We start from the raw sequence: 15,698 nt of genomic DNA on the forward strand, positions 1-15,698 counted from the left end.
CCTTTCTATGGATTTTAGAGATGCTTCGCCAAAAATTGCTGCCATAAAGTCCGCATTTCCAAGGTCTCCATATGCCCACCACTAGAAATGACAGGTTGCCAATGTTCTGATTTCCCTGCCGTTTGATAAGCTTCGGACAGCCCTCTATCCAAGAGTGCTACTCCTTCAGTGGGACATAGCCGATCATTTCTGCCTACTAGGCTCATTCGCGGGCGGGGAACGATCCGCTTTTGAATATCGAGCGTTGTGAAATACTTCAATAACCCGGGCACATAAGAATAGTAACCATGGTGATCTAGTCCTCTTACCGCAATTAGGGTATGTGCATCTACTTGACCACAAATATCGACAATCACCCCGACTCGTTCGTCTAATGCAGCCAGCCACCATGCCATCAAACCACCCATGGACATACCGATTGTTGCGATTCGTGACGTATCAATATCCTCACGTTGGCACATGTAATCTAGCATACGAATATTGTCATATAGCATCATGCCCCACATGACCTGCCCCTGCCACAGCATTTCCTTCACTAACTCACTCTCAGTTCTGCCACCACGCTCATTAAATCCCCACATGTCGATACAGCAAGCAGCGTAACCCATCTCTGTTAAGACTTTAGCAAAAGAGGGCTGTTGCAAATAGGAACTACTCTGAACAAACTCGTTACGTCCATTCGCGTAATTCCCTCCATGAGAATGATTAAAGATAACTAGTGGAAACGGCCCTTCCTTATCCAAAGGGATTGCCACATAAGCCGGCACCTGTTCAATTCCATTAAGATCCAGTAAAAGAGATACCAGACTATATCCGTCCCGCTCCTCTTGGTTCATCACAGTTACGGCAATCGGCTTATCCGACGGAAGATCGCCCAACAGTTCCTTCAGTTTATCACGCTCCATGGTTCCCTCCCTTACGGACACACATTCTGTTCTGTGGGCGAAACTGTAACTTGTTCTACTAGTTTTTCAGGCTTGCTCGTGTTCTTCGAATGACAATTCATGATCTCAATCGCTTCGCCATTTTCAATATAAAAAGCAGGCCCTTCATGATTCTCGATGCTCACCTGATGAAATTGCACATCCCTTGCATTGCCCAGAAAAAATCCGCGATTGTTCATGTTCTCGATCCCTGTCATCATATCCGGATGCCCGGGAATTGCATTACGGGCCATGGAGATATCAATATTTGTAAAAGTAATCTCCGATACATACTGCTCTGCAAGTCCATATAAGAATCCCGCAGATGCATGTACATTACGTGCGGTAATATTGGCGAAATGAATTCGTCTAAAGCATGGCGTTTCATCTGTAATCGGATAAGGGTTTTTGTCCCACACATACTTCTCTTTCCCGCGAGGTCCACAGAAATAGTATAGATTTAGTGTGAACGGACAAATGACGTCTTCCATTACAATATTACTGATCCGAATATCTTCAATCGTCCCTCCGCGTCCACGTCTTGATTTCATTCGTATGCCACGATCGGTTTGTTTGAATACACAGTTACTAATGGTTACATTACGAATATCTCCGCTCATTTCACTTCCGAGTACAACTCCCCCATGCCCATGAACCATGGTACAATTGGTGATCGTAATATTCTCGCATGGAATGCGCTCTTTTGTATCTTCAGTTCCCGCTTTGATAGCAATGCAGTCATCACCTACATCAATATTACAGTTACTAATCCGAACATTCGTACAAGATTCTGGATTAATACCATCTGTATTCGGAGAATCAGCCGGGTTCAAAATAGACAGATTATCAATCGTCACATTGTAGCAGCCCACAGGATTAACGGTCCAGCTTGGAGAATTCACTAGCGAGACATCCTTAATCGTTACCCGCTGACAGCTATCAAATCCAATCAAAGTCGGACGGGGGTACTTGAGCTCTTCCCGACGATTCCGAAATACATCCCACCATGCTTTGCCATTACCATTAATAGTTCCATTTCCGGTGATCGATATATTGACTAAACCTTTGCCATGAATACAAGGCGTATGAACCTGCTGCTTCACCCCTTCCCATCTGCATTCCACCGCAGGATAATTCACCGGATTCGTACTGAATGAAAGAATCGCTCCTGGATTTAAATTTAATTCAATATTGCTTTTCATAACAATCGCACCCGTATAGAAAGTACCTGCTGGCACATAAACGGTTCCTCCACCAGCCTCACTTGCCGCTTCAATCGCATGCGCAATCGCCTCTGTCGCTAACATCCCGCTATTCTTAAGCGCCCCAAAATCCTCAATATTATATACGGACATTTTATAGCACTCCTATTCTATATCAGATCCAGCCTCTTAATTGTTCGTACTCCACACAGGCTTGCAAGAAAGCACCGACACCCTTTTGGTCGTTAGTGACAATAGGCTCACTAATGTAATAAGCGAACGTGCCGTCGCGTTGATCTGCTCCACCTAACCCTGCTACTTGGCAATTCTTATTTAGATTGACCCATCCTTCTTTGGTCTCAAGAACAAACTCTGAGATAAGTCCTTGGAAGGCGAGATCTAACGGTTCGTACCAACTAGCCTCTAATACACCTAATCGAATACCTTTCGCCATAGCATACACAATCATGCTAGAAGCGGAAGCCTCAAAGTAATTCCCTTTGCGTTGCCCCAGATTCACTACTTGATACCAGACGCCAGATTCAGGATCCTGATATTTCTTCACAGCTGATAAAGTATCGTTTAGAATACGCACCAGCTCTGGATAATCGGAATGCTCACTCGGCAATAACTCTAGAACATCTACTAAAGCCATAAGATACCAGCCAAGTGAACGCGCCCAAAAGTTTGGAGAGCATCCTGTCTTGCGGTCACACCAAGGTTGAAGACGCTGTTCATCCCATGCATGATATAGCAGACCAGTTTCCGAATCCTTCGTATGCTTCTCACACAAGATAAATTGTTTCGTAACATCTTCAAGCCCCTGCCCTTCTTCAAAAGCTAGCAAGTAGGCTAAATAGAAAGGCGCGCCCATATAAAGACCATCTAACCAGATTTGATAGGGATAAATATTTTTATGCCAAAAAGCACCTTCCGAGGTTCGCGGATGTGTCTCAAGCTGCTTTCTAAATAAGGTAGCCGCTTGTTTATATTTTTCCTGCTTGGTTTCTTTATATAGCGTAAATAATAATTTCCCGTTGTTAATGTGATCGATATTGTATTCATCTAGGCGATAACCCTTAACGCTGCCATCCTCCTGAATAAAGTTATCCATCTGATCTTGAATAAATTGCAGATACTTCGCATCACCGGTTTGCTTCCAAAGCCATTCAAATCCATTCAATACGACACCATAGTCATACGTCCAGCTTCCGTTGTAGCCTTTATCCTCAAAGAGCTTTGGTGTCCTCGCCATGATTGAGTCTGCTGTGCGGATTGCCCAATGTGATCTCTTCATCCCAACCCCCTGATTATCATTAAATTTAAGAATAACTTTCCCACAAAATAATAGGACTTGATTCTCAGTCCCAGAGAATCAAGTCATTGTCTAGTAAGAATTCAATCGAATCACCCTTGGATTAAGCTCTCCATCTCAACACAAGCCATCACCAACGCACCTACGCCATGTAAATCATTTTTAACTTTAGGTCTAGTGACGTAACTCTCGTAATCCCCAGCCGAAGTACCGATACAAATGTCCGGCAAAATCAACCTATCCTGCTCATCCCACTGAATGATTTGGATTAACCCTTCATACCCTTTTCTAGCCGCGGCTGTAGCGACTTCCACATCGCTTACAATGCCATGCTTCACTGCTTTGGCAATCGTGTAGACGAATAAACATGAACCTGAGGTCTCCAGCCAATTATCCGGCTCATGCCCCTTATCTACGACCTGATACCAAAGTCCACTTACCGGATCTTGATAACGAATAAGGGCATCAACAAAATCACGTAAAGTAGAAGATAATTCAGCTCGGGCTGGGTCTTGGACGGCCAACAGATCAAGAAATTGCGACAATGCGAGACCATACCAGCCCAGCGATCTGCTCCAGAATTCCGGTGAGCACCCTGTTTCCGGGTTTGACCATGGCATCCGGCGGCTCTCGTCCCAAGCATGATACAATAACCCGGTTGTCTCATCTTTCATATACTTACGCATTAACATCTCTTGATGGAGAACTGTATCACGCAAGCTAGGATCGCCATAGACATTAGCATATTTTAACGAGAATACGCCTGCCATATAAAGCCCATCTAACCACATTTGGTTAGCATATTTATCCTTATGCCAATACCCACCTTCAGAGGTTTTGTTTAACGTAAGCAATAAATTCCTCAGCTTCTCCGCAGCAATGCGATACTTGAGTTTACCTGTCCGTTTATGAAGATTAAACAGCAGTTGTCCAGCTTGAACAGCATCCAGCTCATCGCGGGCGAAATAAAAGTTACCATATTCATCTACCAAATCATCCACGTATTCCTGAATATAGTTAATATAGCGGTCTTCTTGATAAGCATTCCACAAAAGCTCCATCCCACACAGAAATACACCTTGATGGTAATGCCAACGATGTGCTGGAGGAAGCTCTCCCGCTCTGTAAGTATCCATTAAAGAATCGCATGCCTTTTTTGCCCAATCCATTGGTGTTGTTGGTATCCTGCCAGTCATCTCCAAGCTCCTTCCAAAGAATAATCTCTCTCTTCCTCTTATTAGCCCTTCATAGAACCTAACATGGCACCTTTGGCAAAATGCTTCTGTATGAATGGATATACACAAACTATTGGTAAAGTAGCAACAACGATAACAGCCATTTTAATTGTTTGGTCTGGCGGTGGAACAGTTGTATCCAGTGTAGAGCTGTGATCCATACCGCTGGCAAGGACAACAATTTGTCTGAGCAGAACCTGTATTGGCCACTTCGAACTATCATCCAAATACAGAATCGCATTCATGTAAGTATTCCAATACGTAACCGCATAGAACAATCCGATAGTCGCTAACGCAGGTAAGGATAATGGCAATACAATTCGAAATAATATTCCGAAGTCGTTGCAACCATCAATTTTGGCCGACTCCTCCAGACCTTCAGGTATATTTTGGAAAAAATTTCTCAAAATGATCATGTTAAACGCACTAATTGCTGAAGGAAGAATAAGCGCTGCATAACTGTCTATTAGTCCCAATTCCTTTACCACGAGGAAGGTTGGGATCATTCCACCATGAAAGAGCATCGTGAATACAACCATAAAGTTAACCACTTTACGTCCGTCCAGATCTCTTCTGGTAAGAGCGTAGGCCATCAAAGAAGTTATAAACAAACTGAGGAAAGTACCGACTGCCGTAACACCAATGGAAACACCCATGGCTTTAAATATTGTATTCGTTGAAAAGATGAACTTGTATGCTTCCAGACTCCATACCTTTGGGATCAGTACAAACTTACTAGAAGCTAGTTCTGCACTCGTTGTGAAAGAGCCTGCTACAACGTGAACAAGGGGGAGCACAGTTATTAAAGCAATGATCGCAAGCAGCGTGAAGTTTATAGCAGAAAAAATTCTGCCACTGATTGTTTTATCTTCTACCATTTCTATTCCTCCCACAACATATCAATAAACGCCTTCTTCTCCCATTTTCTTAGATGCTTTATTCACCAACATAACCATGATCAGGCCGACAATTGATTTGAAGAATCCAATGGCTGTACTGTAACTAAACTGCCCCTGTCTCAGACCAGCAGTATATACATACGTATCGATAATTTCCGCAACTTCTCGATTCATGGAGTTAAGCAGCAGAAACACATGTTCAAATCCAAGATCCAGAACGGAACCAATTTTCAGAATAAATAATGTGATAATTACGCCTCTAATCGCTGGAAGTGTAATATGCCAGACTTGTCTGAGTCGTCCAGCTCCATCCATACGTGATGCTTCGTAAAGTCCTGGATCAATGGCAGCTATGGAAGCTAAATAAATAATCGTTCCCCAGCCTGCTTCTCTCCAAATCACCTGAATAATATACATGGGCCTGAACCATCCAGGATTCAGCAGGAAATTAATTTTTTCAAATCCGAAATAGGAAAGTAGCTCGTTGATAATTCCTCCATCCATCGTAACCATTACAAAAGAAATGGAGACGATGATAACCAACGACAGAAAATGGGGCAAATAGAAGATCGTCTGAAAGGTTCTTTTGAAAAAGCTGCCTTGAAGTTCATTTAACATCAGGGCAAGAATAATCGGCATTGGGAAATAGATAAGAATGTTTAATCCGAAAAGCACAAGTGTGTTCACTAAAATATTTAAGAAATCCGGCTCTGTGAACAACCTGCTGAAATGCTTCATTCCTACCCAGTTACTGCCTGTTATTCCTTGATAAGGTTTGTAATCTTGAAAGGCGATAATTAGTCCGTACATAGGAAAATATTTAAAAATAATAAAATATAGCACTCCCGGTGTTAGCATGACGTAGAGCCATTTATTTCTCCACAGACGCTTTTTAAGTTCACTGCTGCTCTTGTAAGTCTCACGCTTTATTTGTGGAGCTGGACTGGGCTGTGCGGTGAGTTCCTGCATGATTCTCTTCCTTTCTCCTTCTTTATTCAAACTCTTTATTTCTCCATGTGACTATGAAGAGAAAAGGTTGTTGAAACAAAATCAACAACCTTTTCAGCTAGGTTTTATTTCTTATACAATGCGTTGTACTCATCAATAATCTTAGCTCCGCCACGGTTCTTCCAGTTCTCAACTTCTTTTTCGAACCCTGCTTTGTCGATCTGTCCATAGATATATTTATAAGTTGCATCGGTAATAATCTGTTGAAGCTCGACACCTTTTTCTGTGTACGTAGCCGAATCCATCGCAGCTGTTGGATCTGGTACCCCCACCTTGACATTCTCAAGAACCAATTGATCCGCATGAATTCTTCCTGGCAGCGTGTTATAGTTCTCGTACATTCCATTGGTTTCAGCTTCGCCGATAACGCTGTCCTTATATCCTTTTACTTCACGTTCAATCAATTCTTTGTCATCTGTAGCTTTCGCTTTACCGTCTTCAACGGTATAGTGAGTACCCTCGATTCCCCAATACATCAAATTAGCTACTTCTGGGGTCATCATTTGATCAAAGAAAGCAAGAATCTTCTTGAGTTCTGCCTCATCCTTTACAGCAGATTTTGGGAACAAGACAACATTGTTATAGCCTGGAATCATCCATTGAGCATACTTTCCATCTGGACTTGCAACCATACTATGCGCATCCAAAACAGCATCAGGGTTATTCTTAATAGTATCTTTATTGAGGGAATCAATATCTTGCATGGAGCCCCCAATATAGAGTCCACCCTTTCCAGCCTTAAACATATTTACAGCATCTGTTTTACTGGTAGCAGCGAAATCTTGATTAATGTATCCGCCATCACGAGCTTTTTTGAAGAAGTCCATCGTGTCGAAATATTCATCGAATGTAAATTCAGGCGCTAATTTTCCATCCTTCTCTCCCCAGGTGTTCGGTGTTCCGAACCAAGAAGAGACAGTTTTGAAAGCTCCATAGGTCAACTCATTACGGTCAATAATACCTGTAGTATCTTTCTGTCCATTACCGTCTGGATCTTGTTCCGTGAAGGCCTTAGCCATTTCGAATAATTCATCTACATTTGCTGGTGCAGCAAGTCCTAATTTATCAGCCCAGTCTTTTCTGTAAATGATACCTTGACGTGCTAGAGGGCGGCCGATATATAAGGTGTACAGCTTGCCGTCCACTTTCGTGTTATTCAGAATTTCTGGTTTCAATTTACTCAAATTAGGAAACTCGCTTAATAGCGGACCTATTTCCCAGAATTGTCCGTCTTTTATCGCTTCTTTCATCTGAATGAAGGTTGTCTGATTCTTCAAGTACGTCACTTGCGGCAGTGAGCCGGTTGCAAAAGATGAATTAAGTTTTTCTTCATAAGTATCAGCCGGGAAAAATTGATAGGTCAGCTTCGTGTTGGTCAATTTTTCAAGTTCAAGCTTAATCGTATCAGGCGGGGTCTCTGGAATATTTAACGGAAGCATAATCTTAATTTCTGTTGGTCCTGCTTTCACTTCTTCTTTAGGTGCTTCTGTCTCAACCGGCTTAGCAGTGCTCTCACCACTTGCAGTTTCAGAACTTGCTTGATTGTTGTTGTTACCACCACATCCAGCTAACAATGTGCTGAACGCTAACAGTGCCGTCAACAACATGGTGAAGGATTTCTTCTTCATACCATTTTGACCTCCATAATTTGTATTGGTTACGAGTTCCACGTTACATCGTCGGCAAGGTTACGAAAACAATCATTTCCCCATAAAGGCCCGTTCTTAAAGGGATCTGAGCAAATGATTATGGTGATAACACAAAAAAATCCACCGCGTCATCCGCAGTGGATCAAAGATTATCTAACCTATTTACTTTTCTATCCCAAGCTCAGCCTCACCATATTCCTTAATAATCTGATCTCCTCCGCTAGCTCTCCATTTCTCAACTTCCTTCTGGAATCCCTCAGCGGTTATATTGCCTAGTATGTAATTGTACGTAGCATCCACAATGATTGTAGACAATTCCACATTTTTCTCATCATAGGTGGATGAGCTTAAAGACACGGTCGGATCGTCGACCAGAAAAGATTCATTATCTTTACTTAGCTGATCCGCAAGTGAGGTCAATTGCTCCTTCTGAGCCACCTCCATAATGTTCTTATTACTAATATCTGCAATCATCAAAGAATATAACGGATTTACTTCTTGCACCCGCAGTTCTGAGGTTTCCTCGGGAAGAATGATTTTTCCTCCCTCAAGCTTATAATGGCGCCCTTCAAACCCATACATCATTATATTCGCTACATCTTTATCCATGGTTCGATCAAAGAATTCGAGTACCTCGAGGAGTTCATCCTCCGTAGCAATGGCTTTTTTGGAGAAGAGATAGAGTCCATTATAATTGGGTATCGACCACACCTTATATCCTTCAGGCCCTTCGATCCGATTGATTAACGTAAGTTCTGCCTTTGGATTCAAATTCTGAGCTTCAATAGACAGCCGCTTTACATCTGTCATACTGCCAATAAATACACCAGCAATACCATTAATGAACTTATCACGTTGTACTTCTTTGCTCGTTAAGGCGAAATCCTGATTAATAATTTTCTCATCATATAATTTCTTCATGAAATTCATGGTGTTCATATACTCAGCGGTCACAAATTCAGGAACGAATTGATGATTCTCTAGTTTCCAATTATTCGGGGTGCCAAAATACGAACTTAATGTCTTGAATACCCCATACACAAGATCATTTCGATCAACTAATCCGAAGGTATCCTGTTTGCCATTCTGATCTGGATCGTTGTATGTAAATTGCCTCATAACTTCATACAGTTCATCCAGTGTTTGTGGATTACTTAAATGGAGATTGTCGAGCCAATCCTTACGAATAATCACCCCCTGTCTGGAAGAGGGGCGTTCCGTATATAGGCCATAGATCTTACTATCTACAGAAGTCTGCTTAAGAATAGCGGGGTTCAGTTGTTTTAGATTGGAGAACTCCTGAAGATAGGGGCCGATCTCCCAAAAGGCATCCGAACGAATAGCATTTTTCACCAGATTGTAGTCTGAGAATTTTACAAATGTGACCTTTCCCAGGGAATTGGTCGTAAGCGCCGTGTTCATCTTATCCGTGTAGACCCCCTCTGGAACCCACCTTATATCGAGCTTCACACCTGTCAGTTTTTCGATCTCTGCCATAATCTCTTTCGAAGGCTGTTGTGGAAAATGAAGGGGTGCCAAAATTGAGATGCTAGGGGAAGATACTACTGGGCCGGCTTCGGCAGATTCCTTATCGTTGCAAGCGCTTAAAAAAGAGAAGACGAGCATGGTAAATAAGCAGAAATACAGCGTTGCCCTTTTACCCATAGATACTTTAAACATTTCTGTGGCCTCCTAGGTATTGTAAGGATTATCACTCTATATCTTGAAAATTTTACAATTTATAAGCATAATTAGAGCTAATGATTATCACAGAACGAGATGATTATTGTTATTTCATACCAAGTTACATACACTTAGATCAAGTGTCTACTTCTACATAAGTAAAGGTGCTGAGTCCCGTGAGACCATTAAGCTTTCTAAGTAAGCTAACGATGTTTGCCTTTGTAATTAGCACGCTGCCTGTATTGTTCATCGGTTCTTTTTCATATTTCACATCTTCAAAAGAAATTCAAAAAAACGTTAACAACAGCAAAATGGAATTAATCTTACAAATCACCTCAAATGTAGAACATAAGTTAACAACTGTCAATCAAACATTAAACCAAGTGATCAATTCTAGTGTATTAAAAAAAGCACTAAACAACCCTTTAAATGAAACCGATTTCATTTTATACAATGATTTAAGAAACGAAATTCGCAATATGCAGTCCTTCGATACGAAGCTGGAAGATGTCATCTTATTAAATCAGCAGCAAAATTGGATGATCAAAAATTCTGGTGTTTATCGCTTAAATGAGTACAAGGACCATGCGCAGCTCACCAACCTGATGAATATTGCCGAAGATACCTCGTGGATCCTGAACCCGTCCTCCATATTTTACAGTGAGGAAAGCATTAACGTCACAGGCTGTAACTACAGCATTAGTCTTATCAAGAAACTCCCAACCAATAAGCTGCAAAAATATGGGCTTGCCTTAGCTAATATTCCTGTCTGCAGTCTTCAGGATTTCATTAACTCGGATGTACAGCCACTCGATGATATTATCGTTCTGGATAAGACAGGTCGATTCCTGCTCCATCCGGACCGCAACTTGATCGGGAAACCAATGAAAGAAGGCGGATTTACAGAAGATTCTTTCATTACTAATCCATCTAAACTTTCAGGTCAGTTTAAGACCAGGATCCACAAGAAGGATTACTCCGTCACTTACATGCGCTCTCAGATGAATGGCTGGGTCTATCTTTCGGTTACATCCATGGAAAGTTTAACGAAAGAATCCAAAAAAATTAGCCTGTTTACGATATTCGTGTGTAGCTTTATGCTTCTATTGTCTATTCTCTTGGCATGGATCGGTTCAAGACGGATGTACACTCCCATTGAAAGACTACTCAATCAAATGGGCCAACGCAAACCGGACATTAAATCCAGACACACGAATGAATTTCAGATTATTGGAGAACAAGTTCATTCTTTATTCCAATCCAAATCACAGCTTGAAAAAGAAGTCCGTCAGCATATCCAACAGGTGCGTACCTTCTTCCTAATCAATGCTTTCCATGGCAACGTTAAGAAGCGCGATCTGCATGAAGAGCTGGAACAATTCGGCTACCATAAGCAGCTCGAAGAATGGAAGACGATGGCTGTGATTACGTTGTCGATTGATTTTGCCGATGATTCCAGCTATGAGAAAAAAGATCTTAATCTCTTATTATTCGCTGCCCACAATATAATCGAAGAGTTAGTCTGCCCTGAACAACGACTGGCACCTGTAATTATGGATCATGCAGTAGTCGTCTTATTGGGGAGTCCAGACAGTGATACCGAGTCTTTTCACAAGACATTATATTCATTAACGGAGAAGCTGCAGCAGGAAATAAACAACTACCTAAAGCTTCAGGTGAGCATTGGTCTGAGCCTTCCCTTCAACACCTTCGATAAATTATCCACGGCTTACAGAGAGGGACTCGAAGCACTGAAGCATCGGATCAAACTTGGTAAAGGTGTCATTATCCAGTATGAAAATATTAACTCTGGCAAGCACTATCTGAATTTGAACTACCCTACTCATAAAGAAAATGACTTACTGGACGCTATCAAATTAGCTGAAACAGATAAAGCAAAGGAACTCATTCATTTGCTCTTCAAATCTATCTTTGCTCATGAGCTTTCACCACAGGAATACCAGATCCCGTTGACGCGCTTACTCAATAATTTACTCATTATGATGCAGGAATCCGGTATTAGCTTAAATCAAATTTATCATGCTAATGGTTCCATATTTGAGGAGCTGCATGACCTCCATACTGTAACGGAGATTGAAGATTGGTTCTGGAGCATGGTCATTTATCCGATGATCAAGATTTTTAACAGCAGACAAAATGCTCAATACCACAACATCTCAGAGAAGATCATCGATTTGATACAACATGATTACGATACAGACCTTACTTTAGAAGAATGTGCTTCACGTCTGCATTATAATGCCAACTATATCAGCAGCGTCTTCCGTAAGGAGACCCAGTACTATTTCAGCGAATATTTAACGATGTACCGATTTAAAATGGCGAAAAAATGGCTGAAGGAAACTGATATGCCCATTAAAGATATTGCAGCCAAATTAAGATATAACAACTCTCAGAACTTCATTCGCTCTTTCCGTAAGCAGGAGGGCATGACACCCGGACAATACCGGGATCACAACGCTGGCACAAAACTTAAATCCACCTTTGACGAATCAATGTAAAAAGAGAGAACTGTTGTTCAGGTGGAACAAGCATAAACGCCTTCGGCGTCCTAATATGGACGGCAAGCGTTTAAGCGAGAAATATAAGACATAAAGTATCGTGTGAAACTTATACTTTCTTATATTTTCACAAAAAAGAGTCTCTCTTTTTTTTCGAAATATGTTAACGTGTGCATATCGCCTTTTAAGGAGGAATTGGAACATAATGTTGAGCTTTCGTGTACATTCCAACCATGCAGAACAAACCGAGCTCTCTCTGGAAATCTCACTACTCACCCTTTATCCTCTTGCAACGCCTGGGAGACCGCCCAACACAAGCTGAGCTTCACGCCTACTCCTCAGAATCACAGATGACTTCTCTAACACCTCCAACTTTTATATGGACTACAGTAAATGATGCCAGCGTTCTTGTGGAGAAGAAGGACGGCATGGTTTAGGGCTTGCTAAAGAACATCCTCATTGCCAGCAATGGCTTTCCCTTTCTGAGAAATGGCTAAGTAAACACCACTACATTCAAGGAGAAGATCCTATGACACCCACATTATTTATCGCGGGAGATTCCACTGCGGCTATCAAAGGCGCTGGAGAAAAACCTATGACAGGCTGGGGAGAATACCTGCAAGGTTATTTTGGGATTTCTGTTCGAATCGAGAATCGCGCCATTAATGGTCGCAGTACCAAATCCTTTATAACTGACGGCCGTTTGGAGGACATCCTTAAAGACTTCAAGGCCGGTGACTACCTCTTCATTCAATTTGGACATAACGATGAGAAAAAAGAAGATCCTTTGCGTTACACTGATCCCGACACTGAATATCGCCGCAACCTAATTCAATATATTGAAGCTGCTCGGCAGTTAGGCGGGACTCCGGTTCTATTAACCTCTGTAAGTCGCCGCCGCTTCAACTCCGATGGAGAGCTTGACCCGCTTGCTGTAGGCGCTTATCCCGAGGCTATGAAGCAGGTAGCTGAAGAAACGCAAACACCACTGCTTGATATTTTCGCAGCTTCGCAAGTGCTCTATCGTTCGTTAGGTGTTGAAGAATCCAAAAATTTATTCATGCATTTGCCTGAAAAAGCACATCCGAATTACCCAAATGGAGTTATGGATGATACTCATTTCTCTGATCAAGGTGCTCAGCACATCGCCAGACTTGTGGTTCAGGCTATTGAACAATCTACTGCCTTACCATTAACAGACTTACAACAACTACTACAAGGAGTGATCACAGATGTCTCTAATTAAAGAAGTTATTACAGAGTACTATCGTATCCCTTTGCCGGAAATCATGGAGGACGCTAAACACGGACTGCACACTCACTTTGAAGTTCCCATTGTCAAAATTAGAACCGATGACGGTCGTGAAGGGGTAGGTTATACCTATACTGGCGGATTTGGCGGCAAAGCGATCTGCTCACTAATTGCGAATGAATTAACTCAGATCTTAATCGGTAAGGATGCTAGCTGTGTGGAAAGTATCTGGGAGCAGATGAACTGGGGAATACATTATGTTGCTCGCGGGGGTCTGGCTAGCTTCGCCATTGCAGCATGTGACATCGCTTTATGGGATTTACGTGCGAAGAAAGCAGATGAACCGCTTTACAAACTTCTGGGTGGCGCAAGCAATGAGGTCAAATGTTATGGCGGAGCGGTTGATTTGAATTTCCCATTAGAAAAGCTCCTCCTCAACAATCAAAAATACTTAGATATGGGCCTGCAGGCTGTCAAAATTAAACTAGGCCAAAAAACATTAGCTGAAGATGTGGAACGAGTGGCTGCGGTGCGCCAATTAATCGGTCCAGATGTGGCCTTTATGGTCGATGCGAATATGAGCTGGAGTGTAGAAAAAGCGATTAAAGCCGCTCGTGAATTTTTGAAATACGATATCCTCTTCTTAGAAGAACCAACGATTCCGGAAGATTATGCCGGCTATGCGCGTATTGCAGAAGAATCAGGCATTGCTGTTGCAGGCGGAGAAAACCTTCGGACCTTAACCGAATTCCATCACATGCTGCAATATGGCCATGTAGATTTCCCTCAACCGGATGCTTCCAATATAGGCGGAATTACGGGCTGGTTAAAGGTAGCTCACTTAACACAAGCCTATAACCTTTCCGTTTCCACACATGGGATGCAGGAATTACACGTTAGTTTATTAGCAGCTATGCCAAATGCAGGTTATCTCGAAATGCATAGCTTCCCTATCGATCAATACACTACACGTCCGCTAGTGATTAACAAAGACAATGGGATGGCAGTTGCGCCTGAAGTAACAGGCACTGGGGTTACCTTTGACTGGGATAAATTAGCGCCACACAAACAACAATACTAATAGGAGCGATCGATCATATGAGTATTCCCCTGCACCTAGGTGTTCGAGCACATGATTTCACACAAGTTCCATTGAAGGATTTAATTGAGAAGCTTCAGTTCTATAATTTCGCTCATATTCAGTTTGCACTTAAGAAATCTTTTCCTGACAGCACTCCGAGTCTGACTGCTATAAGCCCTGGAACAGCTAGTTATTACGGAAATGCCTTTAGACAGGCTGGTATTCAGATTGCGGTGCTTGGCTGTTACGTTAATATTGTAGACACCGATCCATACAAACGGGCACAAGCGTTAGCCGAGTTCAATACCCATCTTCGCTTGGCCAGAGATTTCGGTGCCAGTCTAGTAGGTGCGGAAACCGGAAGTATGGGACTTGGGTATACCACAGATAATTTTACAGAAGAAGCTTTTCAACAGGTCGTTACTTCGGTAAAGCTAATGGTCGCAGAGGCCGAACGTTTTGGTGTGACGGTAGGAATCGAAGCAGGACTCCATCATCCGCTGTACACCGCATCCTTAACTCGCCGACTGCTGGATGAGATCCCTTCTAATAATCTTCAGGTCATATTAGATTGCGCTAATCTCATGTCACCTACAAATTACTTGCATCAGGAAGCTATTATTATGGAAGCTTTGAAGCTCTTAGGAAATCGAATTGCCATCATTCATTTAAAAGATTTTATCGTGCAAGATGGAGCCATCAAAATTGTTCCTGTAGGTCAGGGCTGGCTTGAGTTTGAGCCGATTCTCCGTTATATGAAATACGAGCGTCCGCATATTCAGGGCATTTTAGAGAGTACTCCTGAATCGCATCTAAGAGAAAGCATCGCTTTTATACAGCGGATATATGAAGAAGTGTAAATATAAGATCACATACAAAAAAATCCACTGTACACCTCATTACCGTGTGCAGTGGATTTTTATATTCTG

13 protein-coding genes are annotated in these 15,698 nt (G+C 42.2%); 5 read left to right on the forward strand and 8 right to left on the reverse strand.

Features of this window, described 5'->3' with window-relative positions; translation table 11 throughout:
• Nucleotides 1–14: 14 nt before the first annotated feature.
• From MKX35_RS24865 to MKX35_RS24900, 8 genes are all read right to left on the reverse strand, one after another.
• On the reverse strand, nt 15–905 hold the full coding sequence (locus tag MKX35_RS24865) for a dienelactone hydrolase family protein (RefSeq protein WP_076300825.1): 891 nt from the start codon (nt 903–905) through the stop codon (nt 15–17).
• 11 nt (nt 906–916) lie between these two features.
• On the reverse strand, nt 917–2,278 hold the full coding sequence (locus tag MKX35_RS24870; RefSeq protein WP_076300824.1) for a glycoside hydrolase family 28 protein: 1,362 nt from the start codon (nt 2,276–2,278) through the stop codon (nt 917–919).
• 22 nt (nt 2,279–2,300) lie between these two features.
• The gene (locus MKX35_RS24875) at nt 2,301–3,422 is read right to left on the reverse strand and encodes a glycoside hydrolase family 88/105 protein (RefSeq protein ID WP_076300823.1); all 1,122 of its coding nucleotides are present in this window, start codon (nt 3,420–3,422) and stop codon (nt 2,301–2,303) included.
• Between the two features lie 110 nt (nt 3,423–3,532).
• The gene (locus MKX35_RS24880; RefSeq protein WP_076300822.1) at nt 3,533–4,636 is read right to left on the reverse strand and encodes a glycoside hydrolase family 88/105 protein; all 1,104 of its coding nucleotides are present in this window, start codon (nt 4,634–4,636) and stop codon (nt 3,533–3,535) included.
• A 41-nt stretch (nt 4,637–4,677) separates the two neighbouring features.
• Nucleotides 4,678–5,553 (reverse strand): carbohydrate ABC transporter permease, encoded by an 876-nt coding sequence (locus tag MKX35_RS24885; protein ID WP_042186649.1) that lies wholly within the window; start codon nt 5,551–5,553, stop codon nt 4,678–4,680.
• Between the two features lie 21 nt (nt 5,554–5,574).
• The gene (locus MKX35_RS24890; protein ID WP_042186647.1) at nt 5,575–6,543 is read right to left on the reverse strand and encodes an ABC transporter permease; all 969 of its coding nucleotides are present in this window, start codon (nt 6,541–6,543) and stop codon (nt 5,575–5,577) included.
• A 104-nt stretch (nt 6,544–6,647) separates the two neighbouring features.
• On the reverse strand, nt 6,648–8,210 hold the full coding sequence (locus MKX35_RS24895; protein ID WP_042186645.1) for an extracellular solute-binding protein: 1,563 nt from the start codon (nt 8,208–8,210) through the stop codon (nt 6,648–6,650).
• Between the two features lie 183 nt (nt 8,211–8,393).
• On the reverse strand, nt 8,394–9,911 hold the full coding sequence (locus MKX35_RS24900) for an extracellular solute-binding protein (RefSeq protein WP_076300821.1): 1,518 nt from the start codon (nt 9,909–9,911) through the stop codon (nt 8,394–8,396).
• 179 nt (nt 9,912–10,090) lie between these two features.
• On the opposite strand from MKX35_RS24900, the gene MKX35_RS24905 reads away from it, so the two are divergent.
• The 5 genes from MKX35_RS24905 (at nt 10,091) to MKX35_RS24925 (ending at nt 15,629) form a co-directional block, all read left to right on the forward strand.
• Nucleotides 10,091–12,436: a helix-turn-helix domain-containing protein gene (locus MKX35_RS24905; protein ID WP_042186641.1), complete on the forward strand. Its 2,346-nt coding sequence runs from the start codon at nt 10,091–10,093 to the stop codon at nt 12,434–12,436.
• 233 nt (nt 12,437–12,669) lie between these two features.
• On the forward strand, nt 12,670–12,873 hold the full coding sequence (locus MKX35_RS24910; RefSeq protein ID WP_341044450.1) for a hypothetical protein: 204 nt from the start codon (nt 12,670–12,672) through the stop codon (nt 12,871–12,873).
• 92 nt (nt 12,874–12,965) lie between these two features.
• On the forward strand, nt 12,966–13,682 hold the full coding sequence (locus MKX35_RS24915) for a rhamnogalacturonan acetylesterase (protein ID WP_076300820.1): 717 nt from the start codon (nt 12,966–12,968) through the stop codon (nt 13,680–13,682).
• Complete coding sequence (locus MKX35_RS24920) at nt 13,669–14,769, forward strand: mandelate racemase/muconate lactonizing enzyme family protein (protein WP_076300819.1); 1,101 nt, start codon at nt 13,669–13,671, stop codon at nt 14,767–14,769. Before MKX35_RS24915 ends, MKX35_RS24920 begins: the two co-directional genes overlap by 14 nt.
• Nucleotides 14,770–14,786: 17 nt before the next feature.
• Nucleotides 14,787–15,629 carry a sugar phosphate isomerase/epimerase family protein gene (locus tag MKX35_RS24925; protein WP_081383067.1) on the forward strand — a complete coding sequence of 281 codons (843 nt, stop codon included), beginning with the start codon at nt 14,787–14,789 and terminating at the stop codon, nt 15,627–15,629.
• Nucleotides 15,630–15,698: the final 69 nt, after the last annotated feature.

Origin of the sequence: Paenibacillus sp. FSL R5-0923, from assembly GCF_038009145.1 — a bacterium.
Classification (GTDB): domain Bacteria; phylum Bacillota; class Bacilli; order Paenibacillales; family Paenibacillaceae; genus Paenibacillus_AQ.

What these genes read in the sequence shown, in the direction of transcription:
- MKX35_RS24865 (WP_076300825.1), bottom strand. Translation starts at nt 905, where the DNA reads ATGGAGCGTGATAAACTGAAGGAACTGTTGGGCGATCTTCCGTCGGAT.
- MKX35_RS24870 (WP_076300824.1), bottom strand. Translation starts at nt 2,278, where the DNA reads ATGTCCGTATATAATATTGAGGATTTTGGGGCGCTTAAGAATAGCGGG.
- MKX35_RS24875 (WP_076300823.1), bottom strand. Translation starts at nt 3,422, where the DNA reads ATGAAGAGATCACATTGGGCAATCCGCACAGCAGACTCAATCATGGCG.
- MKX35_RS24880 (WP_076300822.1), bottom strand. Translation starts at nt 4,636, where the DNA reads ATGACTGGCAGGATACCAACAACACCAATGGATTGGGCAAAAAAGGCA.
- MKX35_RS24885 (WP_042186649.1), bottom strand. Translation starts at nt 5,553, where the DNA reads ATGGTAGAAGATAAAACAATCAGTGGCAGAATTTTTTCTGCTATAAAC.
- MKX35_RS24890 (WP_042186647.1), bottom strand. Translation starts at nt 6,543, where the DNA reads ATGCAGGAACTCACCGCACAGCCCAGTCCAGCTCCACAAATAAAGCGT.
- MKX35_RS24895 (WP_042186645.1), bottom strand. Translation starts at nt 8,210, where the DNA reads ATGAAGAAGAAATCCTTCACCATGTTGTTGACGGCACTGTTAGCGTTC.
- MKX35_RS24900 (WP_076300821.1), bottom strand. Translation starts at nt 9,911, where the DNA reads ATGTTTAAAGTATCTATGGGTAAAAGGGCAACGCTGTATTTCTGCTTA.
- MKX35_RS24910 (WP_341044450.1), top strand. Translation starts at nt 12,670, where the DNA reads ATGCAGAACAAACCGAGCTCTCTCTGGAAATCTCACTACTCACCCTTT.
- MKX35_RS24915 (WP_076300820.1), top strand. Translation starts at nt 12,966, where the DNA reads ATGACACCCACATTATTTATCGCGGGAGATTCCACTGCGGCTATCAAA.
- MKX35_RS24920 (WP_076300819.1), top strand. Translation starts at nt 13,669, where the DNA reads ATGTCTCTAATTAAAGAAGTTATTACAGAGTACTATCGTATCCCTTTG.
- MKX35_RS24925 (WP_081383067.1), top strand. Translation starts at nt 14,787, where the DNA reads ATGAGTATTCCCCTGCACCTAGGTGTTCGAGCACATGATTTCACACAA.